The organism is Actinoplanes sp. NPDC023714 (assembly GCF_040639855.1).
Taxonomy (GTDB): domain Bacteria; phylum Actinomycetota; class Actinomycetes; order Mycobacteriales; family Micromonosporaceae; genus Actinoplanes.
This window is the reverse complement of record NZ_JBFAAR010000005.1, coordinates 404624-423990: the sequence shown is the minus strand read 5'-3', so window position 1 is coordinate 423990 and position 19367 is coordinate 404624. Positions and strand designations below refer to the sequence as shown.

16 protein-coding genes are annotated in these 19367 nt (G+C 70.4%); 6 read left to right on the top strand and 10 right to left on the bottom strand.

What is annotated here, in order from left to right; all coding sequences use genetic code 11:
- Positions 1-137 precede the first annotated feature (137 nt).
- Together murJ and AB0G10_RS24710 are read right to left on the bottom strand one after the other, a co-directional pair.
- Positions 138-1898, bottom strand: a complete 1761-nt coding sequence (gene murJ / locus AB0G10_RS24715; RefSeq protein ID WP_360926029.1) for a murein biosynthesis integral membrane protein MurJ — start codon at positions 1896-1898, stop codon at positions 138-140.
- Positions 1899-1950: 52 nt separating this feature from the next.
- The gene (locus AB0G10_RS24710; RefSeq protein ID WP_360926026.1) at positions 1951-2829 is read right to left on the bottom strand and encodes a hypothetical protein; all 879 of its coding nucleotides are present in this window, start codon (positions 2827-2829) and stop codon (positions 1951-1953) included.
- A gap of 103 nt (positions 2830-2932) precedes the next feature.
- Here AB0G10_RS24710 and AB0G10_RS24705 point away from each other — a divergent pair, with 103 nt between their 5' ends.
- A complete protein-coding gene (locus tag AB0G10_RS24705) occupies positions 2933-4363 on the top strand; it encodes a CCA tRNA nucleotidyltransferase (protein WP_360926023.1) in 1431 nt (476 codons plus the stop codon).
- Here AB0G10_RS24705 and AB0G10_RS24700 read toward each other — a convergent pair.
- Genes AB0G10_RS24700 through AB0G10_RS24685 form a run of 4 tightly spaced genes read right to left on the bottom strand, consistent with a single transcriptional unit; the run spans position 4360 to position 7577 of the window.
- Positions 4360-5466 (bottom strand): hypothetical protein, encoded by a 1107-nt coding sequence (locus AB0G10_RS24700; protein WP_360926020.1) that lies wholly within the window; start codon positions 5464-5466, stop codon positions 4360-4362. The genes AB0G10_RS24705 and AB0G10_RS24700 overlap by 4 nt on opposite strands.
- On the bottom strand, positions 5463-5972 hold the full coding sequence (locus AB0G10_RS24695) for a SigE family RNA polymerase sigma factor (RefSeq protein WP_360926017.1): 510 nt from the start codon (positions 5970-5972) through the stop codon (positions 5463-5465). Before AB0G10_RS24695 ends, AB0G10_RS24700 begins: the two co-directional genes overlap by 4 nt.
- A gap of 55 nt (positions 5973-6027) precedes the next feature.
- Positions 6028-7062, bottom strand: coding sequence for a hypothetical protein (locus AB0G10_RS24690; protein WP_360926014.1), 1035 nt, complete (start codon positions 7060-7062; stop codon positions 6028-6030).
- Positions 7059-7577: a SigE family RNA polymerase sigma factor gene (locus tag AB0G10_RS24685; RefSeq protein ID WP_360926011.1), complete on the bottom strand. Its 519-nt coding sequence runs from the start codon at positions 7575-7577 to the stop codon at positions 7059-7061. The genes AB0G10_RS24690 and AB0G10_RS24685 overlap by 4 nt, the downstream gene beginning before the upstream one ends.
- A gap of 64 nt (positions 7578-7641) precedes the next feature.
- Between AB0G10_RS24685 and AB0G10_RS24680 the strand changes: the two genes are divergently transcribed.
- Positions 7642-8097, top strand: a complete 456-nt coding sequence (locus AB0G10_RS24680; protein ID WP_360926008.1) for a methylated-DNA--[protein]-cysteine S-methyltransferase — start codon at positions 7642-7644, stop codon at positions 8095-8097.
- A gap of 54 nt (positions 8098-8151) precedes the next feature.
- Here the strand turns inward: AB0G10_RS24680 and AB0G10_RS24675 are convergent, their stop codons facing one another.
- Entirely contained in the window at positions 8152-9231 is a 1080-nt protein-coding gene (locus AB0G10_RS24675) for an inositol-3-phosphate synthase (protein ID WP_229076670.1), read from the bottom strand.
- A gap of 23 nt (positions 9232-9254) precedes the next feature.
- Positions 9255-9881, bottom strand: coding sequence for a PadR family transcriptional regulator (locus tag AB0G10_RS24670; RefSeq protein WP_360926005.1), 627 nt, complete (start codon positions 9879-9881; stop codon positions 9255-9257).
- 161 nt (positions 9882-10042) lie between these two features.
- Between AB0G10_RS24670 and AB0G10_RS24665 the strand changes: the two genes are divergently transcribed.
- The 3 genes from AB0G10_RS24665 to AB0G10_RS24655 all read left to right on the top strand — a co-directional run bounded on the left by AB0G10_RS24665 (position 10043) and on the right by AB0G10_RS24655 (position 14964).
- Positions 10043-10465 carry a DUF5318 domain-containing protein gene (locus AB0G10_RS24665; RefSeq protein ID WP_360926002.1) on the top strand — a complete coding sequence of 141 codons (423 nt, stop codon included), beginning with the start codon at positions 10043-10045 and terminating at the stop codon, positions 10463-10465.
- A 373-nt stretch (positions 10466-10838) separates the two neighbouring features.
- Complete coding sequence (locus tag AB0G10_RS24660; RefSeq protein ID WP_360925999.1) at positions 10839-13316, top strand: transglycosylase domain-containing protein; 2478 nt, start codon at positions 10839-10841, stop codon at positions 13314-13316.
- A gap of 127 nt (positions 13317-13443) precedes the next feature.
- Positions 13444-14964, top strand: a complete 1521-nt coding sequence (locus tag AB0G10_RS24655) for a glycosyltransferase 87 family protein (protein ID WP_360925996.1) — start codon at positions 13444-13446, stop codon at positions 14962-14964.
- Here the strand turns inward: AB0G10_RS24655 and AB0G10_RS24650 are convergent.
- Positions 14961-17177, bottom strand: coding sequence for a hypothetical protein (locus tag AB0G10_RS24650; protein ID WP_360925993.1), 2217 nt, complete (start codon positions 17175-17177; stop codon positions 14961-14963). The genes AB0G10_RS24655 and AB0G10_RS24650 overlap by 4 nt on opposite strands.
- A 22-nt stretch (positions 17178-17199) precedes the next feature.
- Complete coding sequence (locus AB0G10_RS24645; protein WP_360925990.1) at positions 17200-17976, bottom strand: deoxyribonuclease IV; 777 nt, start codon at positions 17974-17976, stop codon at positions 17200-17202.
- A 129-nt stretch (positions 17977-18105) separates the two neighbouring features.
- On the opposite strand from AB0G10_RS24645, the gene AB0G10_RS24640 reads away from it, so the two are divergent.
- Positions 18106-19116 (top strand): hypothetical protein, encoded by a 1011-nt coding sequence (locus AB0G10_RS24640; protein ID WP_360925987.1) that lies wholly within the window; start codon positions 18106-18108, stop codon positions 19114-19116.
- The last annotated feature ends 251 nt before the right edge of the window (positions 19117-19367 follow it).

Below are 19367 nucleotides of genomic sequence, written 5' to 3'. Positions count from 1 at the left end.
TCCTCCCTCGGTGGTGCATGCTGGCTCGTCGAGTGGCTGGAGTGGGCAGGACTACGTGCTCCCGCGCACATGCCGACACCGACCATACCCGCACAGGGCCAGCGTCGGGCAGGTCGTCCCCCCGGCGCGGCAGTTATTCAGCGACCCAGTTTCCGGCGGACCATCCCCACCACCTGACTGATTTCCTGGATGCGCAGGGCGAGCGCCGCGCCGAGGTAGGCGACGAGGATCACCGCGCCACCGGCCACCATCTGGATGAGCGCCTCGACCCGGCCGTCCGGCGCGCCGGAGCCCGGCAGCAGCCGCACCACGAGGACGCCGAGCGCCGCGGCGATCGCGGCGGCGACCGCCACCTTCAGCAGCGACACCGCCACCGAGCCGAGGTTCAGCCGGCCGATCCGGCGGCGCAGCACGGCCAGCGAGATGACGGCGGAGACCACGTACGAGATCGCGTTGGCGGCGGTCATGCCGGCCGCCGAGAGCGACTCGCTCAGCACCGCGGCGAGCAGGAAGTAGGCGCCGATCCGGACCGCCACGACCGGGATGTTGATCAGCGCGACCGTCTTGTTGGCCTGCAGGGAGTAGAAGGCATAGGTGCAGAGATAGCTGATCGAGAGCGGCAGCACCGCGAACGCCGCGACGGTGAGCACCGTGCCGGTGTCCAGTGCCGCGTCGTTGTCGAAGTTGCCGCCCTGGAAGAGGAAGACCGAGAGCGGGGTGCCGAGCACGCCGTAGACCACCGCGATCGGGGCTAGCGCCGCGCTGACCAGCTTGATCCCCCGGGTCAGGTCGGCGCTGACCTCGGCGTAGCGGCCGTCGGCCGCGGCCGCGCTCATCTTCGGCAGCAGCGCGGTCATCACCGACACGCCGATGATGCCGTGCGCCATCATCGTGAGCAGGAAGACGTTGTTGAAGGCCAGGACGCTGGCGCTGCCCTTGCCGGCCACCTCGTTGAGGATGCGGACCACCACGAAGACCGCGATCTGGTTGGCCGCGACGTAGCAGAGCATCCAGCCGGCCAGGCCGCCGATCTCGCGGAGCCCGAGCGACCGCGGGTCCCAGCGGAACCGCCAGCGGAAGCCGACCCGGCGCAGGGCCGGCAGCAGCCCGGCGGCCTGCACGACCATGCCGAGCAGGGTGCCGCCGCCGATCAGCAGGATCTGGGCCGGGGTGACGTTCTCCGGGGTGAGGTCGCCGTCGCCGCTGAACGCGGCCAGGAACACGCCGCAGGTCGCGATCACCACGATGTTGTTGAGGATCGGCGCCCACATCGGGGCGGCGAAGTGGCCGCGCACGTTCAGCACCGCGCCGATCAGCGCGGAGAGACCGGTGAAGAAGATGATCGGCAGGATCAGGTACGCGAAGTGGGTGACCAGGTCCTGGTAGGCCTCGGTGTTCCCGTCGCTCGCCTGGATCGCGGTGATCACCGGTGCGGCGATCACGACGAGCACGGTCGCGATGCCGAGCGCGGTCACCGCGAACGTGAGCAGCTTCTGGGTGAACTCCTGGCCGCCGTCCGGGTCGGCCTTGCGCCGCCGGACCAGCAGCGGGATCAGCACGCTGGAGAGGATGCCGCCGAGCAGGAGCTCGTAGATCTGGCCGGGGAGGAACTGCGCGCTCGTGTACGCGTCGCCGACGCCGGCGCCGAGCGCCATGCCGATCAGGGCGTTCCGGACGAAACCGATGACCCGGCTCACCAGCGAGCCGATCGCCATGATCGCGCTCTGGCCCGCGGTGTCGCCGCTGCTCTGCCCCGCCGCGGGCGGCACCTGCTCCGGAGGCAGCGCCTGGTCGCCGGCCGGGCCCTCGGGGTCCACCGAGATCACGGTGACGCCGTCCTCCGACCGAGGATGCCCGTCCGGCGTCGCGTGCGTGCTGCGGTAGAGACCGCCGTTCACCGAGCCTCCTCCAACAAAGGTGCCGATATCGAAGTCACCATAAGGGCAACCGTCACACGTGGTGACGCAGGAGGGTCCCGGGTTCCGCTCCGGCCAGGGTCTCCACCATCCAGCACGCCTCCAGGGGGACCAGAGGCTCACTCAGCGCATCGAGCACGGTCGGGTGGTCGCAGCCGGCCTCGGTCAGCGCGCCCAGCAGGGCCGGCACCAGAGCCAGGTCACCGGAGTCGACGATCCGGCGGGCCAGGGACCGGGTCTGCGGGTAACAGTCCTGTTCGGGGAGGCGGTTCATGCGCACGGCGCTCCGGCGTACCAGATCGAAGAGATCGTCGTGCGGGAAGCGACCCCCGGCACGGACCTGGAGTGACGCCCAGGCCGGGGCGCTCAGGGCCGCGACCGCGGCCTCGTCCAGAACCTGCGGGGAGGGCGCCGGAGGAGCGGGCCACCAGCGTTCGTCGGCGAAGAGCGGGAGCGGCGCCTGCTCGGGACCGGACGGCGCGGCCGGCGGCACCTCGCGGCGCAGGGACCGGTACGCCGCCTCGCGCACCGCGGCGATCGTCGTGACGTCGTCGTCGGCGGTGGCCGGGGCGAACGGCGACAGCAGGGCCACCACGAGACCCGGATGCGGCAGCAGCGGATCGTCCAGGGCGATCACCCGGGCGAATGACTCCAGCTCCCACCAGTGCAGCGCGGCCGGGTAGGGACCCGAGGCCGGCGCCCAGCCCAGCTGGACCGGCTCGCTGGAGGAGGGGCGGCGCAGGCCGAGCGTCCGATCGCCGGACGGCAGCTCGATCTCGAGCACCAGCGCATAGCCGTCCACCACCGGAAACGACACGCGGAGCTGGGGCGGGAGGTCATCGGTGTCGCTGATCTGTCCCGTCCAGAACCCGGGGTCCTGAGTCAGGGGTAGCAGCGCCTCGGAAACGGGCACCTCGCCATCCTGCCCGGCGCTCCTCTCTTTTGCCACAGCAGCCATTCCGACCGCCCCACCCACCGCCCTTAACCGGACTAAAGGCAGATAGGCTGGTCACCCCATGTCTGTACTGAACTCCGCCCAGCAGAAAGCGGTAGCCGAGCTGCTCCGCGTGTCCCCCCTCGCCGACGAGCTCGGCCGCCGCTTCACCGCCGCGGGCCACGAGCTGCACCTGGTCGGCGGCTCGGTCCGCGACGCGTTGCTCGGCAACCTCGGCGACGACCTCGACTTCTGCACCGACGCGCGGCCGGAGCAGACGCTCGACGTGGTCAAGGGGTGGGCCGACGCGATCTGGGAGACCGGCCGGGAGTTCGGCACGATCGGCATCCAGAAGAACGGCCTGCGGATCGAGATCACCACCTTCCGGGCCGAGGCGTACGACGGGGTCACCCGCAATCCGGTGGTCTCCTACGGCGACTCGCTGCTCGAGGATCTCTCCCGGCGAGACTTCACGATCAACGCGATGGCCGTGTCGGTGCCGGGACACGAGTTCACCGACCCCTTCGGCGGGCTTCAAGATCTTTCGAGCAAGATCATTCGTACGCCGTCAGCACCGCAGATCTCGTTCGGTGACGATCCACTTCGGATGCTCAGGGCCGCGCGGTTCGCGGCGAAGCTGCGGTTCACTGTGGACGAGCCGGTGGTCGCGGCGATGCGGGACATGGCGGCCGACCTCGACCGGATCACCGCGGAGCGGATCCGGGACGAGTTCACCAAGCTGATGGTCGGCGCCGACCCGATCGCCGGCCTGCGCCTGCTCGTCGACACCGGGCTGGCCGACCGCTTCCTGCCCGAGGTCTCCGGGCTCAAGCTGGAGATCGACGAGCACGCCCAGCACAAGGACGTCTACGAGCACACGCTGATCGTCGTGATGAACGCGATGCGGCTCGAGGGCGACGAGGGCCCCGACTTCGCGCTCCGGATGGCGGCGCTCATGCACGACGTCGGCAAGCCGGCCACCAAGGCGGTCGGCCGGGACGGACGGGTCAGCTTCCACCACCACGAGGTCGTCGGCGCGCGGCTCACGAAGCAGCGCATGAAGGCCATGAAGTACCCGAAGGACGTCACCTCCGAGGTGGTCGGGCTGGTCGCCCTGCACCTGCGCTTCTACGGGTACGGCCGGGGCGAGTGGACCGACTCGGCGGTGCGCCGCTACGTCGCGGACGCCGGCCCGCTGCTCTCCCGGCTGCACAAGCTCACCCGCTCCGACGTCACGACCCGCAACCGCCGCAAGGCCGCCCAGCTCGCCGCCGACTACGACGCGCTCGAGGAGCGGATCGCCCGGATCGCGGCCGAGGAGGATCTCGCCAAGGTGCGCCCCGACCTGGACGGCAACGCGATCATGGAGCTGCTCGGGGTGCCGCCGGGCCCGATCGTCGGTCAGGCGTGGCGGTTCCTGAAGGAGCTACGCCTCGACCGCGGGCCACTCGATCGCGACGAGGCCGAGGCGGAGCTCTTCAAATGGGCCCGGGCGAACGGGCACGTCTCCTAGGGCGCCCCCACCTGCACGGCCAGTCCCCGGAACTCGGCCGGCAGGTACCCCTTCTCCAGTTGCGTGCCGCGCGCGTCGCAGAGCAGCACGTACTCGCCGTCGAGGACGAGGATCCGCCCGTCCGGCAGGAAGAGGGCGTCGGAGCCGGGCAGGCCGGCGACCTTCGTGCCGTCCGCGACCTCGGTCAGGACGATCGTCCCGGTCCGGTCCCGGAGCAGGACCCGGCTGCCGTCGGGGGACCAGCCGCGGGTGCCGAGCGGCCGGCCCGCCAGCGGCAGTTCGCGCAGCACCTCGCCGGTAGCGGCCGAGCGGACCTCGAGCCGGCCGACCGGATCCGGCAGGGCCTCGTCGTGCGGGACCGAGGTGTCCCGCTGCGGCACCGCGAACTCGGTGCCGCCGGGCAGCCAGGAGAGGGAGCAGTAGTCCGGGCAGTTCGAGAGCGGGCCGGTGACGATCTCGTCGGAGGCCCGCACGCCGGTGACCGCGAAGCCCTCCAGGGTCGGGATCAGCAGCCGGTCGCCGTCCGGTGACCACTGTGGCCGGTCGCCGACCGGCTGGTAGGGGATCCGCCGGCGCACCTCGCCGTCCGCGGTGACGAGGACGACCTCCCGCTCCGCGTCCGGGCCGTCGTGGACCGCGACGAGCGAGCGCGGCCCCGGTGTCACGTCGAGGTAGTCGCCGGGCAGCTCGGCGTACCGGTCGGCGCCGCGGTCGAGCAGCACGTGGTGGGTGCTGCCGGCGGTCACCTCGCCGGTCGCCGTCTCGATCTCCTCGGTGCTGCTCAGCGCCACGACGACCGCGCCGCCGGGCAGCTCGTAGGGCTTGCGCGCGTCGAAGGGCGGCAGAGCCCGCGCCGACGGTGCCGTGGAGGGCGTCGGGCTCACGGCCGTCACCGGCGGTGGCGCGGTGTCCTCGCGCAGCACCGCGTAGGGCGTCACGGTCACGCCGATCAGGGCCACCGCGGCGACCGCGACGGCGGCGTGCCGGCGCCGGCGGATCCCCCGGCCGCGGGACCGGGCGATCGCGGCGAGGTCGTGCGGCGGGGGCGCGTCGTCGGCGAGGCCGAGCACGACGTCGCGCAGGTTGTCCTCCAGATTCCTCATCGGGATGCCTCCAACGGCGTCGCGCGGCCGACCAGGGCGCGGAGTTTGACGAGGGCCCGGCTGGCCTGGCTGACCACCGTCCCGGGCCGGCAGCCGAGCGCCTCGGCGGTCTCCTCGACGGAACGGTCCTCGAGGTAGCGCATCACCAGCACGGCACGCTGCCGGGCGGGCAGCGACAGCAGCGCCTCGCGCAGGGCGAGGCGCTCGGCCACGTCCTCGTCGTGGCGTGCCGCGGACGGGCGTTCCGGCACGTCGGCCACGAACACCTCGTTGCGGGTGCCCGGCCGGCGCCAGGTCGAGATCCGGTCGTTGTAAAGGATCTTGCGGACGTAGGCCTCCGCGTCCCCGTGGATGCGTGGCCAGCGCGAATACGCCTTCGCCAGTGCACCCTGCACCAGGTCCTGCGCGGCGTCCCGATCCCCCGTCATAGCGTGCGCGATCCGGAGCAACGACTGCCCCCGTTCCGCGACGAACGCGGTGAACTCGTCCTCGAGCGACTGCTTCACCGGTCACCTCCACCGGGTCAGACGCGCCGCGGATCGGAAAGCTTGCATGTCCCGGTCAGGATCCGAAAGTCAGCCCCCGCCCGAGGAGCCCGGCCGGCACCGCGACCTTCTCGAGCACGACGCCGTTCGCGTCATACCTGGTCAGGACGCGGCCGAGCTGAGCCAGCACGGTGCCGTCGGCGAGATACCGGGACCAGCTCGCGGTGAAGTGCGCGACCTCCCGCCGGGTCTCCACCTCGACGATCGAGACCTGGTCTCGGGAGACGCCCGGGTGGACGAGCACCCGCCGCCCGTCCGGCGACCACGAGCTCTGGCCGACCGGATCACCCTTGATCGGCACGTTCCGCAGCAGTTCGCCGCTGTCCGGCTCGAACACCGCGAGGCCACCGACCCGCGCGTCCTCCTCGCCGCGGGCCGACGCCTGCGGCAGGACGACGCGGGTGTCGAGCGCGGACCAGGTGAACCGGCAGAAGTCGATGCACCGCATCTGCTGCGGGTCGACCGTGACGGTGCTGCGCCGGCGGGTGCCCGGCTCGAGGATCGAATAGCCGTCGTCGTGGGTGAGCAGCAGGCGGCCGTCCTCGGACCACATCGCGAAGCTGGGCACGGGCACCGGCGGCCGCCAGTAGTCGCCGGTGGTCAGGTCGAGGATCCGGACGTTGGTGTCGTCGTAGCGGTGGACGGCGGCGTACCGCCCGTCCGGCGACGGCTCGGCGTTCGCGACCGCCGTCGGCAGTTGCCGGTAACCGCCGTTCTTCGCGTCCAGCACGCGGACCGTGGCCCGGTCGATGACGGCGAGCAGGTGGGCGCCGCCGGGACCGGTGAAGGTCTCCCGCTCGTCGAACTCCCGGGCCGGTGCCGTGGTGACCGTCGCGGCGGGCAGCGGGCGGGGCTCGTCGGCCGGGGTCCGGCGGATCACGAACGGGACGGTGGCGGCCAGGACGACGGCGAGGGCGGCCGCGGCGGTGGCGGCCCGGCGGTTGCGGCGGATCCGGTGGCCCCGGGCCAGGGCCGCGGCGGCCAGGTCGTGCGGGGTGCCGGACTCGTCGGCGAGGTCGCGGACGGCGGTACGGAGCAGGTCGTCGATCATCGCAGCACCTCCACGGCGGTCGCGTCGTTCAGCTCGGGCACCAGGTCGCGCAGCTTCGCCAGCGCGCGGGCGGACTGGCTCGCCACCGTGCCGGGCCGGCAGCCGAGCACCGCGGCGGTCTCCTCGACCGAGCGGTCCTCCAGGTAGCGCAGGACCAGCACGGCACGCTGCCGGGGCGGCAGGGACAGCAACGCCTGCCGCAGCGCGAGGCGCAGCGTCGAGTCGTGGTCGTGCCCGCGATGGGCGCCGGCCTCCGGCAACTCGGCCATCAGCAGCTCACGGCCCCGGCCGCGGCGGCGCCAGAAGGAGACGCGGTCGTTGTAGATGATCCGGCGGACGTACGGCTCCGGATCGTTCTCGATCCGCGACCACCGGGCGAACGCCTTCGCCAGCGCCGCCTGCACCAGGTCCTCCGCGGTCTGCTGGTCGCCGGTCAGCGCGTATGCGACACGCACCAGCGCCGGCCCGCGCGCGACGACGAACGCGGTGAACTCCGCTTCGATCGACTGGGTCACGGTCACCTCCCGATAGAGATACGCCGCTGGGCCCGGGAACTTTGCACGAGGGAGAATCGGGGACATGTTCGTCGTCGATTCGCCGATCGGGCCGCTCGGTGTCGTCACCGAGGGCGACGTCGTGGTGGGTGTGCGCTTCGGTGCGCAGCCGCGCCCGACCGGGGAGCACCGTGCCACCGAGGAGCTGCGCGCCTACTTCGCGGGGGAGCTGACCGGCTTCACCGTGCCGGTGGAGATGCGCGGCGGCTCGGAGTTCGAGCGCGCGGTCTGGGCCGAGATCGCCAGGATTCCGTACGGCGAGATGGTCACGTACGGGGCCATCGCGACGGCGCTCGGCGACCCGGGTGCGGCGCGGGCGGTCGGCACGGCGTGCAACCACAACCCGGTCCCGGTGATCGTGCCCTGCCACCGGGTGGTCGGGGCCGGCGGCAAGATGGTCGGCTTCGGCGGCGGCCTCGACCGCAAGCGCAGGCTCCTGGAGCTGGAGGCGAAGGTCTCGCTGACCAGGCTGTGGGGATGAGAAACGGGCCGGCCCACGAGTGGACCGGCCCGTCACCCATCAGACGGCTTGAGCTCAGCGCTCGATGTCGCCCTTGATGAACGCCTCGACGGCCGCGTGGGCGTCGTGGTCGCTGTACTGCACCGGCGGGGACTTCATGAAGTACGAGGACGCCGAGAGGATCGGGCCACCGACGCCGCGGTCCTTGGCGATCTTCGCGGCCCGGACGGCGTCGATGATCACGCCGGCCGAGTTCGGGGAGTCCCACACCTCGAGCTTGAGCTCGGCGTTGAGCGGGGTGTCACCGAAGGACCGGCCCTCGAGGCGGATGTACGCCCACTTGCGGTCGTCCAGCCACGGCACGTGGTCGGACGGGCCGATGTGCACGTCGCTCTTGACCATCTCGTGCGGGATCTGGGAGGTCACCGACTGGGTCTTCGAGATCTTCTTGGAGACCAGGCGGTTGCGCTCCAGCATGTTCATGAAGTCCATGTTGCCGCCGAAGTTGAGCTGGTACGTGCGCAGCAGCTCGACACCGCGGTCCTCGAACAGCTTCGCGAGCGCGCGGTGCACGATCGTGGCGCCGACCTGGCTCTTGATGTCGTCGCCGACGATGGGCAGGCCCGCGTCGGTGAACTTCTGCGCCCACACCGGGTCGGAGGCGATGAAGACCGGCAGGGCGTTCACGAACGCGCAGCCGGCGTCGATCGCGGCCTGGGCGTAGAACTTGTCGGCCTCCTCGGAGCCCACCGGGAGGTAGGAGACGACGACGTCGACCTCGGCGTCACGCAGAGCCTGCGCCACGTCGACGACCTCGGCCGAGGACTCCTCGATGATCTCGCGGTAGTACGTGCCCAGACCGTCGAAGGTCGGGCCGCGCTGCACGGTCACGCCGGCCGGCGGGACGTCGGTCAGCTTGATGGTGTTGTTCTCGCTGGCGACGATCGCCTCGCTCAGGTCCATGCCGACCTTCTTGGCGTCCACATCGAACGCCGCGACGAACTTCACGTCGGATACGTGGTAGTCGCCGAAGGTCACGTGCATGAGACCCGGGACGCGGTCGTTGGGGTCGGCGTTCTTGTAGTACTCCACGCCCTGCACGAGGGACGAGGCGCAGTTACCCACACCGACGATGGCGACGCGGACGGAGCCCATCGCGTTTGCCTCCTTGTTGTTCATCACGGCCGGTCCGGGTGCGGACGCGGATGTTCCGGGGGTGTAGCGGTTTCGCTGGTGAACGTCCGGCTCCGGCTGGGAGCCCGGCCCGAACGCTCGTTGGTGATCAATTCCTCCAGCCAGCGGACCTCGCGCTCGCACGCGTCGAGTCCGTGGCGTTGAAGTTCGAGGGTGTACGCGTCCAGACGATCGGCAGCGCGGGCCAGAACTTCACGAAGTCCTTCCCGGCGTTCTTCGACGCGGCGCCGCCGGCCCTCCAGGATGCGGAGCCGGGTCGCGCGGTCGGTGCGCGAGAAGAAGGTGAAGTGCACGCCGAAGCCGGTGTCGTCGTACGTCTCCGGGCCGGTCTGGGTCAGCAGGTCGGCGAAACGTTCCTTGCCCTCGGCCGTGATCTTGTAGACAACGCGACCCCGTTTGCTGGTCATCGGGGGAATGATGTCGCTGTCCGTCTCGGTCGTGTCGGCCTCGCTGATCCAACCGGCCAGCTTCAACCGCTTCAGGGTCGGGTAGAGCGTGCCGTAACTGATGGCGGCCCGGAGCGTGCCGAGCTTGGTCGCGAGCTCCTTGCGGAGCTCGTAACCGTGCATCGGAGCCTCCTGCAGGAGACCGAGGATCGCCAACTCCAGCACCGATCCCTCCCCCACAAGTCTGCCCCGATGTATCGGCCCGATACATCGCAACCGTAGAACTGCCCCGGCAGGTGCGCAAGTCGGACACTGCTCCGGAGTCGCCACGCCACGCTCAGTGATGGCGGTCGCCGGGGATGCGGCGACCGCGTACTCTCTTCGCCATGCGCACGCAGCGGCAGGTCATCGACTACTCGCTACAGAGGCGAGCAGTCCTGCGTGACGTGCGGAACGGCCGGGTGCCGGCTCTCGAGGTGTGTGACGCGTCTCCTTACTTGAGAAACGCGGCGACGTACCACGGCGAGCCGACCGACGAGCGCTGCCCGATCTGCCGCCGCGACAACCTGACACTTGTGCACTACGTCTATGGCGAAGAGCTCAAGCAGTCCGCGGGGCAGGCCCGGAAACTGGCCGAGCTGCCGGTTCTGGCGATGACGCTGCGTGAGTTCCAGGTCTTCGTGGTCGAGGTCTGCCGATCCTGCGCGTGGAACCACCTGATCGAGCGCTACGTGCTCGGCCGGGACGGCCTCTCCGAAGCCGAGCTCGATGAGCCCCTCGCCTCACACGGTGGGGAGGGGCGTCGGTGAACCGGTTCGATCTCGTTACCGTGTACAGGTTTGGGTGCCAAATTCTCATTCCAGGTTCCAACTCCGAGAACGTCCGCTCGAGGCGCAACGGAAGGGCGGCCCCGCCGGGCCGGCCGGACGCGCCCCCGCGACCGGTAGGTGTGAAGAAATGAACGCGTACGGCGATCCGCAGAACGCACGAGCCCGGGCCCGAGTGCCCGGGCCGTCCGCTGCTTCCACGCCTGACGACGAGCCCGTGGGTCGCCCCTCGGGCTCTGCCTCGGTGGCCGGTCCGGCCGGGCGTGCGTCGGTGGGCGGCGCCTCAGCAGGACGGGCATCGGTGGGGTCGGCCTCGGTCGGCTCCGCGTCGGTCGGCCCAGCCGGGCGTGCCTCGGTGGGCGCCGGCGCCGGCGGCCGTGCCTCGGTCCCGGCGGCCGGCGGCCGTGCCTCGGTCGGCGCCGCCTCGGTCGGTGGCCCGGCCGGGCGTGCCTCGGTGCCGATCTCCCCGGCCGGAGGCGGCCCGGGCGGACCGGGAGGCCCCGGCGGTCCGGGTGGCTTCGGCGGCGGCTCCGGCGGTTCCGGTGGCCGTGGCGGCCGGAGCAAGGCGGACAAGAAGCACCGCCGCGCCAACATCCTGACCGCCGCCGCGGCCGTGCTGGTGATCATGCTCGGTGTCGGCATCGTCGGTGGCACCTACTTCTTCGACGACGTCGAGCTCCCCACGCCGCAGGCGGAGGAGCAGATGAACGTGATCTACGACGCCAAGGGCAACGTGCTGGCGAAGGAGGGCTCGCCGCGCATCAACGTGCCCTACCAGAACATCAGCGAAGTGATGCAGAACGCCGTCGCCGCCGCTGAGGACAAGAACTTCTACAAGCACAACGGCATCGACATGAAGGGCATCGCCCGCGCCGCGTGGAACAACTTCACCGGCGGGGACAAGCAGGGCGCCTCGACGATCACCCAGCAGTACGCCCGGCACGTGGCCGAGCTCAAGGAGATCAGCTACAGCCGCAAGCTGCGTGAGGCCGTCATCGCCCGCAAGCTCGAGTCGAAGTACGACAAGCCGCAGATCATGGGCATGTACCTGAACTACATCGACCTCGGTGAGGGACGGTACGGCGCGGAGGCCGCGGCGAACGGCTACTTCAACGCCTCGGTGGTCAAGGGCGCGAAGAACGAGATCAACGTCTACCAGGCCGCGGTCATCGCGTCGATCATCAAGCAGCCGTACCCGAACAACTTCCACAAGGGATACGACCCGAACCACAACCCGACCGACGCCAAGGACCGCTGGGAGTACACGCTCAAGAACATGCTCGAGATGGGTTGGATGACCCAGAAGGAGTACGACGAGCGGAAGTACCCGAAGGTCAACCCGATCAGCAAGGGCAGCACCTGCAAGACCTGTGCCGAGGGCAAGCCGGTCGGCATGATCATGCGGCACGTGCAGTACGAGCTGAAGGAAATGGGCATCTCCGACGAGGAGCTGACCAAGGGCGGCTACACGATCACGACGACGATCAACCCGAAGGTCCAGGCCGCCGCGGTGGCCGCCGGATCGCGGGCCAGTAAGACGTCGCCGCTGAACGGCCGGCCGAAGAGTTACCAGTCCGCGGTGATCGGCATCGACCCGGACACCGGCCGGGTGCTCGGCTACTACGGCGGTGACGACCCCAACGGCACCGACTACGGCGGCTACATGGCCGGTGACGGCAGCGGCGTCGTCGACTACGGCGGCCAGTCCCCGGGCTCGACCTTCAAGATCTACACGCTGGCCGCCGGCCTGAAGGAGAAGATCTCCTTCAAGACGACCTGGGACGGCTCGCTCAAGCGCCCGAACGGCACGCCGATCAGCAACGCCGGCGCCGACCCGGGCCGGGTCTGCGGCGGCAAGATCAAGTATTGCGATCTGGAGACGTCGACGGTCAAGTCGTACAACTTCCCGTTCTACTGGATCGCCAACAACATCGGCCGCGAGAAGGTCATCGAGGCCGCCCGCGACGCCGGTATCCGTTACATGTGGACGGACGCCAAGGAAGGCTTCCAGAGCGGCGAGATGGTCGACCTGACCAAGACCAAGGCGTCCAAGTGGACGAGCGGCGGCTACTTCGACAACGAGGTCGCCTTCGGCCAGTACCGGGTCGTGCCGCTGGACCACGCGCAGGGTGTCTCCACGATCGTCAACGGCGGCGTCCGGCACGACGTGCACTTCATCAAGACGGTGAAGAAGCGCGACTCGACCACCGGCAAGCAGACCACCGTCAAGAGCGAGAACCTCAAGGGCAAGCAGGTCTTCGACGCCGCCGAGATGGCCAACCTGCTCGGCGTCCTGCAGGAGATCCCGAAGTCGCAGAACCACCGGATCTCGGACGGCCGCCAGTCGGTCGCCAAGTCGGGCACCTGGGAGTTCAAGAAGGGCAACGGCGACACCTGGTACGTCGGCGGCATCCCGCAGCTCGCGGTGACCGTCTGGGTCGGCGGCTCCAAGGACAAGGTCCAGCTCAAGGAGGCCGACGGCGGCAAGATGTTCGGCTCCGGCACTCCGGCCAAGATCTGGGAGGAGTTCATCGAGACCGTCGTCGACGAGCTCAACTGGGAGAAGGAGGAGTTCCCGGCCCGGATCGAGACCGGCGACGAGAACAGCGAGTACGCCAACGGCCAGGACCCGCCGCCCGTACAGACCCCGGTCCCGGACCCGAACCAGAGCCAGGTCTGCCAGCAGTTCCCGATCCTCTGCCAGGGTCAGGAGAACAACGGCGGCAACAACGCCGGCAACGGCGGCAACCAGAACGCCGGCAACGGTGGCAACCAGAACGCCGGCAACGGCAACGGCGGCAACAACAACGGCAACGGGAACAACAGCGATTGACGTCCTGTGATCCCTGAACGGCACCCGTCTCGTTTTCGAGGCGGGCGCCGTCGTTTGGGACCGAAGATCGGTGTGGCAGTGCGGCCAGTCACCGCAACGGGCGCGGAATGCGGCATGATGCCAAGTCATGAGCGCGAAACCGCCCACCGACCAGCCGGACGTCTCCGAACCGTCCTCCGACGGATTCGTCCGGGGACTGTCCCAGTTCCTCGGCGGCCCGCTCGGCTCGCACGCGGTGAAGCCGGGCTCGCGTCCCGGGCGGTTCTGGACCGCGCCACGGATCGTGCTGGCGCTGACCTGTCTGGTCCTCGCGTTCTCCTGGGTGCAGAAGTCGCCCTGCATGGACGGCAACTGGCAGAAGAACGTGCAGTACACCCGGTACTGCTACACCGACGTGCTGGCGCTCTACTACGCCGAGGGCATCAACGAGGGCAAGGTCCCGTACGTGGACCACCCGGTGGAGTACCCGGTCGTCACCGGCTACTTCATGGGCGCGCTCGGCCTGCCGGTGCACTGGTACGGCCAGGACCACCCGGACATCAACCAGGGCAGCTGGTTCTACAACGCCAACGCGCTGGTGCTGTCGCTGCTCGCGATCGCCACCGCGGCGATCATCCTGGCCCTTCGCCGGCGCCGGCCGTGGGACGCGGCGATCTTCGCGCTCTCGCCGATCCTGCTGCTCACCGCGACGATCAACTGGGACTTCCTGGCGATCGCGTTCGCCCTCTTCGGCCTCTACCTCTGGGTGCAGCGCAAGCCCGTCTGGGCCGGCGTCTTCTTCGGCCTCGGCGCCGCGGCGAAACTCTGGCCGCTCTTCATCCTCGGGCCGATCCTGGTCCTCGCGCTGCGCACCGGCCGGCTGAAACCGTTCTTCAGCTCGTTCATCGCGACCGCGCTGACCTGGGCCGTCGTCAACTTCCCGGTCTACTACTGGCACCACGAGAGCTGGCTGCGGTTCTTCCGGCTCAACTCGGAGCGGCCGATCGACTGGGGCACGTTCTGGTACATCGGCCGCTACCTCGACGGCAAGTGGGCCAGTGGCAACGAGGGCGACCAGGGGCCGTTCCAGTGGCTCAGCAACCACGTGCCGACGCTGAACTACGTGTCGTACGCGCTCTTCGGCCTGGCCTGCCTCGGCATCCTGCTGCTCGGCCTGCTCGCGCCGCGCCGGCCGCGGCTGTCGCAGATCGCGTTCCTGGTCGTGGCCGCCTTCCTGATCTTCAGCAAGGTGTGGTCGCAGCAGTACGTGCTCTGGCTGCTGCCGCTGATCGTCCTGGCCCGGCCGAAGTGGGGCGCGGTCGTCGCCTGGAGCATCGCCGAGGTGGGCTATCTCGCCGCCTTCTACGCCGAGCTGATCGGCGCCGGCGGCAAGTCGGTCATCCCGGAGGGGACGTTCGTGCTCGCCTCGACCGCCCGCCTGGTCACCGTCGCGCTGCTCTTCGCGCTGGTGGCCCGCGAGGTCTGGCGGCCCGAGCTGGACGTGGTCCGGCAGTCCTACGACGGCGCCGACCCGGACGCCGGCCCGCTGGACGGCCCGGAGGCCGGGTGGCTCACCGGGTTCCGCCGGGCGTTCGGCTTCGGGCCGTCCCAGGAGGCGCCCGCGCCGGCGCCCGACCAGGAGCCCCCGGTTCTGGCCGGCAAGCCCTAGCGCAGGAAGAACACCACGGCGTCGTTCAGGTCCTGCCGGCGGATCTGGAGCGCGTCCACCGCGGTGTCGCCGGCACGCTCCCACGAGGTGCCGGCCACGTGGTCGCGGAGCAGCAGCACCTTGTTCACGTTGATCGACCGCAGGTAGTCGACGCTCGCCTGGTCGGGGAACGACGCCACCCGGCTGCGCAGCTCGGTCTGCCGGGCCGCCGCGAACGAGCCGCCGCCGTTCGCCAGCTGCTGGAACCTCGTCGTGGACCAGAGCTGCACGGTCTGGTCGGTGAGCTCCGCGGTCGGCAGCACCAGCATCGGGCCGGTCACGGTCCGCATGGCTTCCGGCTGCTCCGGGACGACCGGGTGGGCGGTGGCGTTCCAGCCCTCCAGGGCGACCAGAGCCAGCGGGGTGACCATGGCGAGCCGCAGCCACGGGCCCGGCCAGGGTGGGATCCGCTGCGCGGCGAAGTGCCGGGCCCGGCGGACGAAGTCGTCGACCGCGCCGGCCGCCAGGATCGCCAGCAGCAGCGTCACCCAGAGCATGAGGCGGCCGGGGACGCGCTGGTCGAACGAGGTCGGGAAGTGCCCGAACAGCGGTAGATAGGTGTAGTGCCCGCCGAGGTAGTTGGTGCCGAGGGTGAGCACCACGGTCAGCGTCACGCCGACCATCAGCATCATCCGGTGCCGCAGCCGCCAGACCGAGAAGGCGAGGCCGGCCAGGGCCAGGGCGTAGAGCGCGAAGCCGGGCAGCAGCGACATCTCGGCGGCCCAGCCGAGCGAGGTGCGGGCGGTCTCGTGCGCGGCGCCCCAGATCCGGGACTCGGCCGGGCCGATGAGGAGGCTCTGCAGCGGCGGCGAGAAGAACTCGATCTCCTGCGTCCGGGTCGGGCTGTCCGGCACCCGCAGGTAGGGCACCGCGACGACCATCCCGACACCGATGAAGATCGCGGCGCCGAGCGTGTTGGTGGCCATCAGCCGCCATCCGAAGAGCGGCTTCTTCGGCGCGCGCATGAGCCGATCGAACCAGTTGTAGTCGCGTCGCCGGAGACGATGAACGAACCCGGCGATCTCCAGGGCCACCAGGATCAGGCCCAGGACGTACGCGAAGGGGATGCCCAGCGCGAAGCCGAGAGTGATCTGCCAGGCCGCCACCAGCCACCCCGCGGCCGCCCAGCCGGGGCTCTGGCGCTTCGGGCGCAGGCCGTACCGCAGCGACCAGCCGTGGCCGCGGGCGAGCATGGCGAGGGCCAGCGGGATGCCGCCCGCCGAGATGATGTCGAGGTGGCCCTCCTGAGCGAGCCGCCACGGCGCGTAGGCGAACGCCACGGCCGCGACCGAGGCGCCGAGGGGGCGCGCGCCGAGCTGCCGGACCAGGGCGTAGGCGCCGAGCGTGAGCAGCGCGTGGGCGGCCACGAAGAGCAGGTTGTAGCGCAGGACGGCGGCGGCCGGGCCGGTGCCGATCAGCGCGAAGACGCCGTACCCGAGCAGGCTGTCGCCGAACGCGTAGCTGTTGACCAGGGGGTAGTAGGAGTTCGACTGCCAGAGCTGCACCGGGTCGGAGAAGACGACGTGCCCGGCCCAGGAGATCTGCCAGGCCTGGCGGGCCGGATCACCGAGGTCCTGCGGCAGGGTGTGCAGCGGGTACCGCAGCGTCGGCCAGGTCATCAGAACGGCGAGAACAAGGCTTGTGTACGTCGCTACGGCGTATTCGTGAACGAGCGTGCGGCCCGTCGCGGCGAGACCACGGCGCACCCGGCCCGGGGGCTGATCCTCAGTTGATGCGAACACGGTCCACGGGTCGGGCGGGGCGCCGGGCGGGCGTGCCTCGGACCGCTTCCCCCTCGCCTTCCCGCGTCCGGCCGGCTTGACCTCCTCGGCCGGTTTCGCCTTCTCAGCGGTCTTGGCCTTCTCGGCCGGCCCGGCGTCCTCGGCCGGCTTGGTGCCGTCAGCCGGCTTGGCCTTTCCGGCCGGCTCGCCCTCCGCCGCGGCCTTGTCCTCGGCCTTCGCCGCGGTCTTGTCCTCGCCCTTCGCTGCGGCCTTGTCCTCGACCGGCCTGCGCTGCTCCGGGATCGCGGGCGCGGCGGCCGATTTCGCCGCGAATCGCCCGAACCACCGGCGCGACTTCACGGCCGACCCCACCCCCGGTGAGCTCGGCGCGACGGAGGGCGACGGCTTCTCGCCGGGCGGTGCGGGCGAGGCCGGTCGCTGCTGCTCGGTCATGACCCTCCCGTACCGGTGCCCGTCAGCCGCCCGCCCGCTCGCGCAGAAGGGCGATGTCGGCGGTCTGGCCTTCCGCGCCGCCGGGGGTCTCCACAATGGCCGGAGCGCCCGAGGCCCGGATCGCGGCCACCACCAACTCGGGGTCGATCTTCCCACTGCCCAGGTTGTCGTGCCGATCCTGGCCCGAGTCGAATCCACCCTTCGAATCGTTGGCGTGGATCAGGTCGATGCGGCCGGTGATGGACTTGACCCGGTCGACGATGCCGGTCAGGTCTTCCCCGCCGGCGAAGGCGTGGCAGGTGTCCAGGCAGAACCCGGCGCCGAACTGCCCGACCTCGTCCCACAGCCGCGCCAGGTCGTCGAAGCGGCGGGCGCAGGCGTTGTCGCCGCCGGCCGTGTTCTCGATGAGCACCGGCAGCGGCAGGCCGCCGTCCTTCTCCGCGTATTCAAAAGCCTTGCGCCAGTTCACGAAGCCGTCGGCGAGGTCGGCCCCGGAGCCCACGTGGCCGCCGTGCACGATCAGGCCTTTCGCGCCGATCTCGGCGGCCGCCTTGGCGTGCGCCATGAGCAGCTTGCGGCTCGGGATCCGGATCCGGTTGTTCGGCGAGGCGACGTTCACGATGTAGGGCGCGTGAACGTAGATGTCCACCTCGGACGCCTTCAGCAGCTCCGCGTCGGCGCGCGGTTTGGGCGAATTGTATTTCTGTGGGTCGGTCAGGAAGAACTGCACCGCGTCGGCGCCGCGAGCAGCGGCCTCGACCAGCGGTTCGGCGGAATCGACGTGGGCTCCGATGCGCATGGGACGAGCCTACGACGCGAGTACGACGCTTTCCTATCGCGTCACCGGCCCCGGTATGCCCTCGTTGTGTCCATTGATCACGGTTTGACTGATACCGGCGTGTCCGGTGGCGAACTCGAGGGATGGTGCATGGCGTTGCGTGTCCGATACCGGGTGGCGGCAGTGGTCCTGAGCGGGCTGATCTTCGGCGCGCCGCTGCTCACCAACGGGACGGCGAGCGCCGAGCAGCTCGACCCGAACGACCGCCGGGTGAGCTTCAACGGCGACGGGGTGCTCGGGCTGACCTGCGAGTCGAAGCCGAGCGTCGAGTCGATGAAGGTGCCCGCCGACAGCGTGGTCCAGGTGCGGAACCGGACCGGCCACGACGCGCAGCTCAAACTCGGCGGCGCGCCGAAGGGGATGATTCCGGAGAACGGCTCGGCCGAGGTGGTGTTCCGGCGCGGCACGACGTCGGTGCTGCTCACGCCGGAGTGCGATGGCGACGAGGTGGTGCCGATGATCGTGACGGCCGAGCCCTCGGCCAGCGCTTCCCGGCCGGATACGACGCCGGCGGCCCCGGGCGCGAACGCGTCGACCCTGTCCAAGCCATCGGGTCACGGTGCTCCCCCTCGTACACGTGCAGGCTCTGCCAAATCGGGCCTTGCCTCTTCCGCGCAGCGCCCCCGCCGGACCGGATTGCAGATCTCGCGGCCCGGTTCGCGCAAACCGGCCGCCGTGCGGCCTTCGGCCGCGGTCCCGTCGAGCGCCATGCCGCAGGGCGACGCGAGCCCGCGTCTCAGGACAAGACCCATGCCGGGTACGGGCGGAGTCGGGAACGCGGCGATCGCGGGCATGCCGCCGGGCACCCTCACGCCCAGCTCGGCCGCTGCCGCCGCGGCGACGACCGGCGCGCCGCCCGCCGACGTCATGGAGACCGTCGCGTCCGAGGAGGGCTCGGCGAACGCGGGTGTCCCGGTGCTGGACATGCGGGAGCCGTCGGCCGGCGTCACCACCGAGCCGGTCGCCGCGGTCGGGACGATCAGCGAGGGGAAGCCGATCGGGCTGCTCGGACTCACCGCGCTGGTCTGTGTTCTGGGCGTCTCAATCGCCGCGATTCGGGCAATCGTGTCACAACGTGCATCTCGCGCGAATATGGCGTAAGCTCTTCCTCGAAAGCTCCGCGGGGCGGACGCGTCCAACCTCATCGGTGTGGTCGTTCCTCCCCAGGTCCCACCCAACGAATCGGGCCGGACGCCCCGCGGCTCTCCTTCGACGACGACCCCGTCCCCGGACGGGGTCGTCGTTTTTGGGCCGAGCGCCTTACCTGGGTATGCTGGCCCGGTTCGCAGTGTGTGCGCCGTGGGGATCCGACTCCCACGGTTTTCTTCTGCGTACGACACAAGACCTCCTGC

What these genes read in the sequence shown, in the direction of transcription:
- AB0G10_RS24705 (WP_360926023.1), top strand. Translation starts at nt 2,933, where the DNA reads ATGTCTGTACTGAACTCCGCCCAGCAGAAAGCGGTAGCCGAGCTGCTC.
- AB0G10_RS24700 (WP_360926020.1), bottom strand. Translation starts at nt 5,466, where the DNA reads ATGAGGAATCTGGAGGACAACCTGCGCGACGTCGTGCTCGGCCTCGCC.
- AB0G10_RS24690 (WP_360926014.1), bottom strand. Translation starts at nt 7,062, where the DNA reads ATGATCGACGACCTGCTCCGTACCGCCGTCCGCGACCTCGCCGACGAG.
- AB0G10_RS24680 (WP_360926008.1), top strand. Translation starts at nt 7,642, where the DNA reads ATGTTCGTCGTCGATTCGCCGATCGGGCCGCTCGGTGTCGTCACCGAG.
- AB0G10_RS24675 (WP_229076670.1), bottom strand. Translation starts at nt 9,231, where the DNA reads ATGGGCTCCGTCCGCGTCGCCATCGTCGGTGTGGGTAACTGCGCCTCG.
- AB0G10_RS24665 (WP_360926002.1), top strand. Translation starts at nt 10,043, where the DNA reads ATGCGCACGCAGCGGCAGGTCATCGACTACTCGCTACAGAGGCGAGCA.
- AB0G10_RS24655 (WP_360925996.1), top strand. Translation starts at nt 13,444, where the DNA reads ATGAGCGCGAAACCGCCCACCGACCAGCCGGACGTCTCCGAACCGTCC.
- AB0G10_RS24650 (WP_360925993.1), bottom strand. Translation starts at nt 17,177, where the DNA reads ATGACCGAGCAGCAGCGACCGGCCTCGCCCGCACCGCCCGGCGAGAAG.
- AB0G10_RS24645 (WP_360925990.1), bottom strand. Translation starts at nt 17,976, where the DNA reads ATGCGCATCGGAGCCCACGTCGATTCCGCCGAACCGCTGGTCGAGGCC.
- AB0G10_RS24640 (WP_360925987.1), top strand. Translation starts at nt 18,106, where the DNA reads ATGGCGTTGCGTGTCCGATACCGGGTGGCGGCAGTGGTCCTGAGCGGG.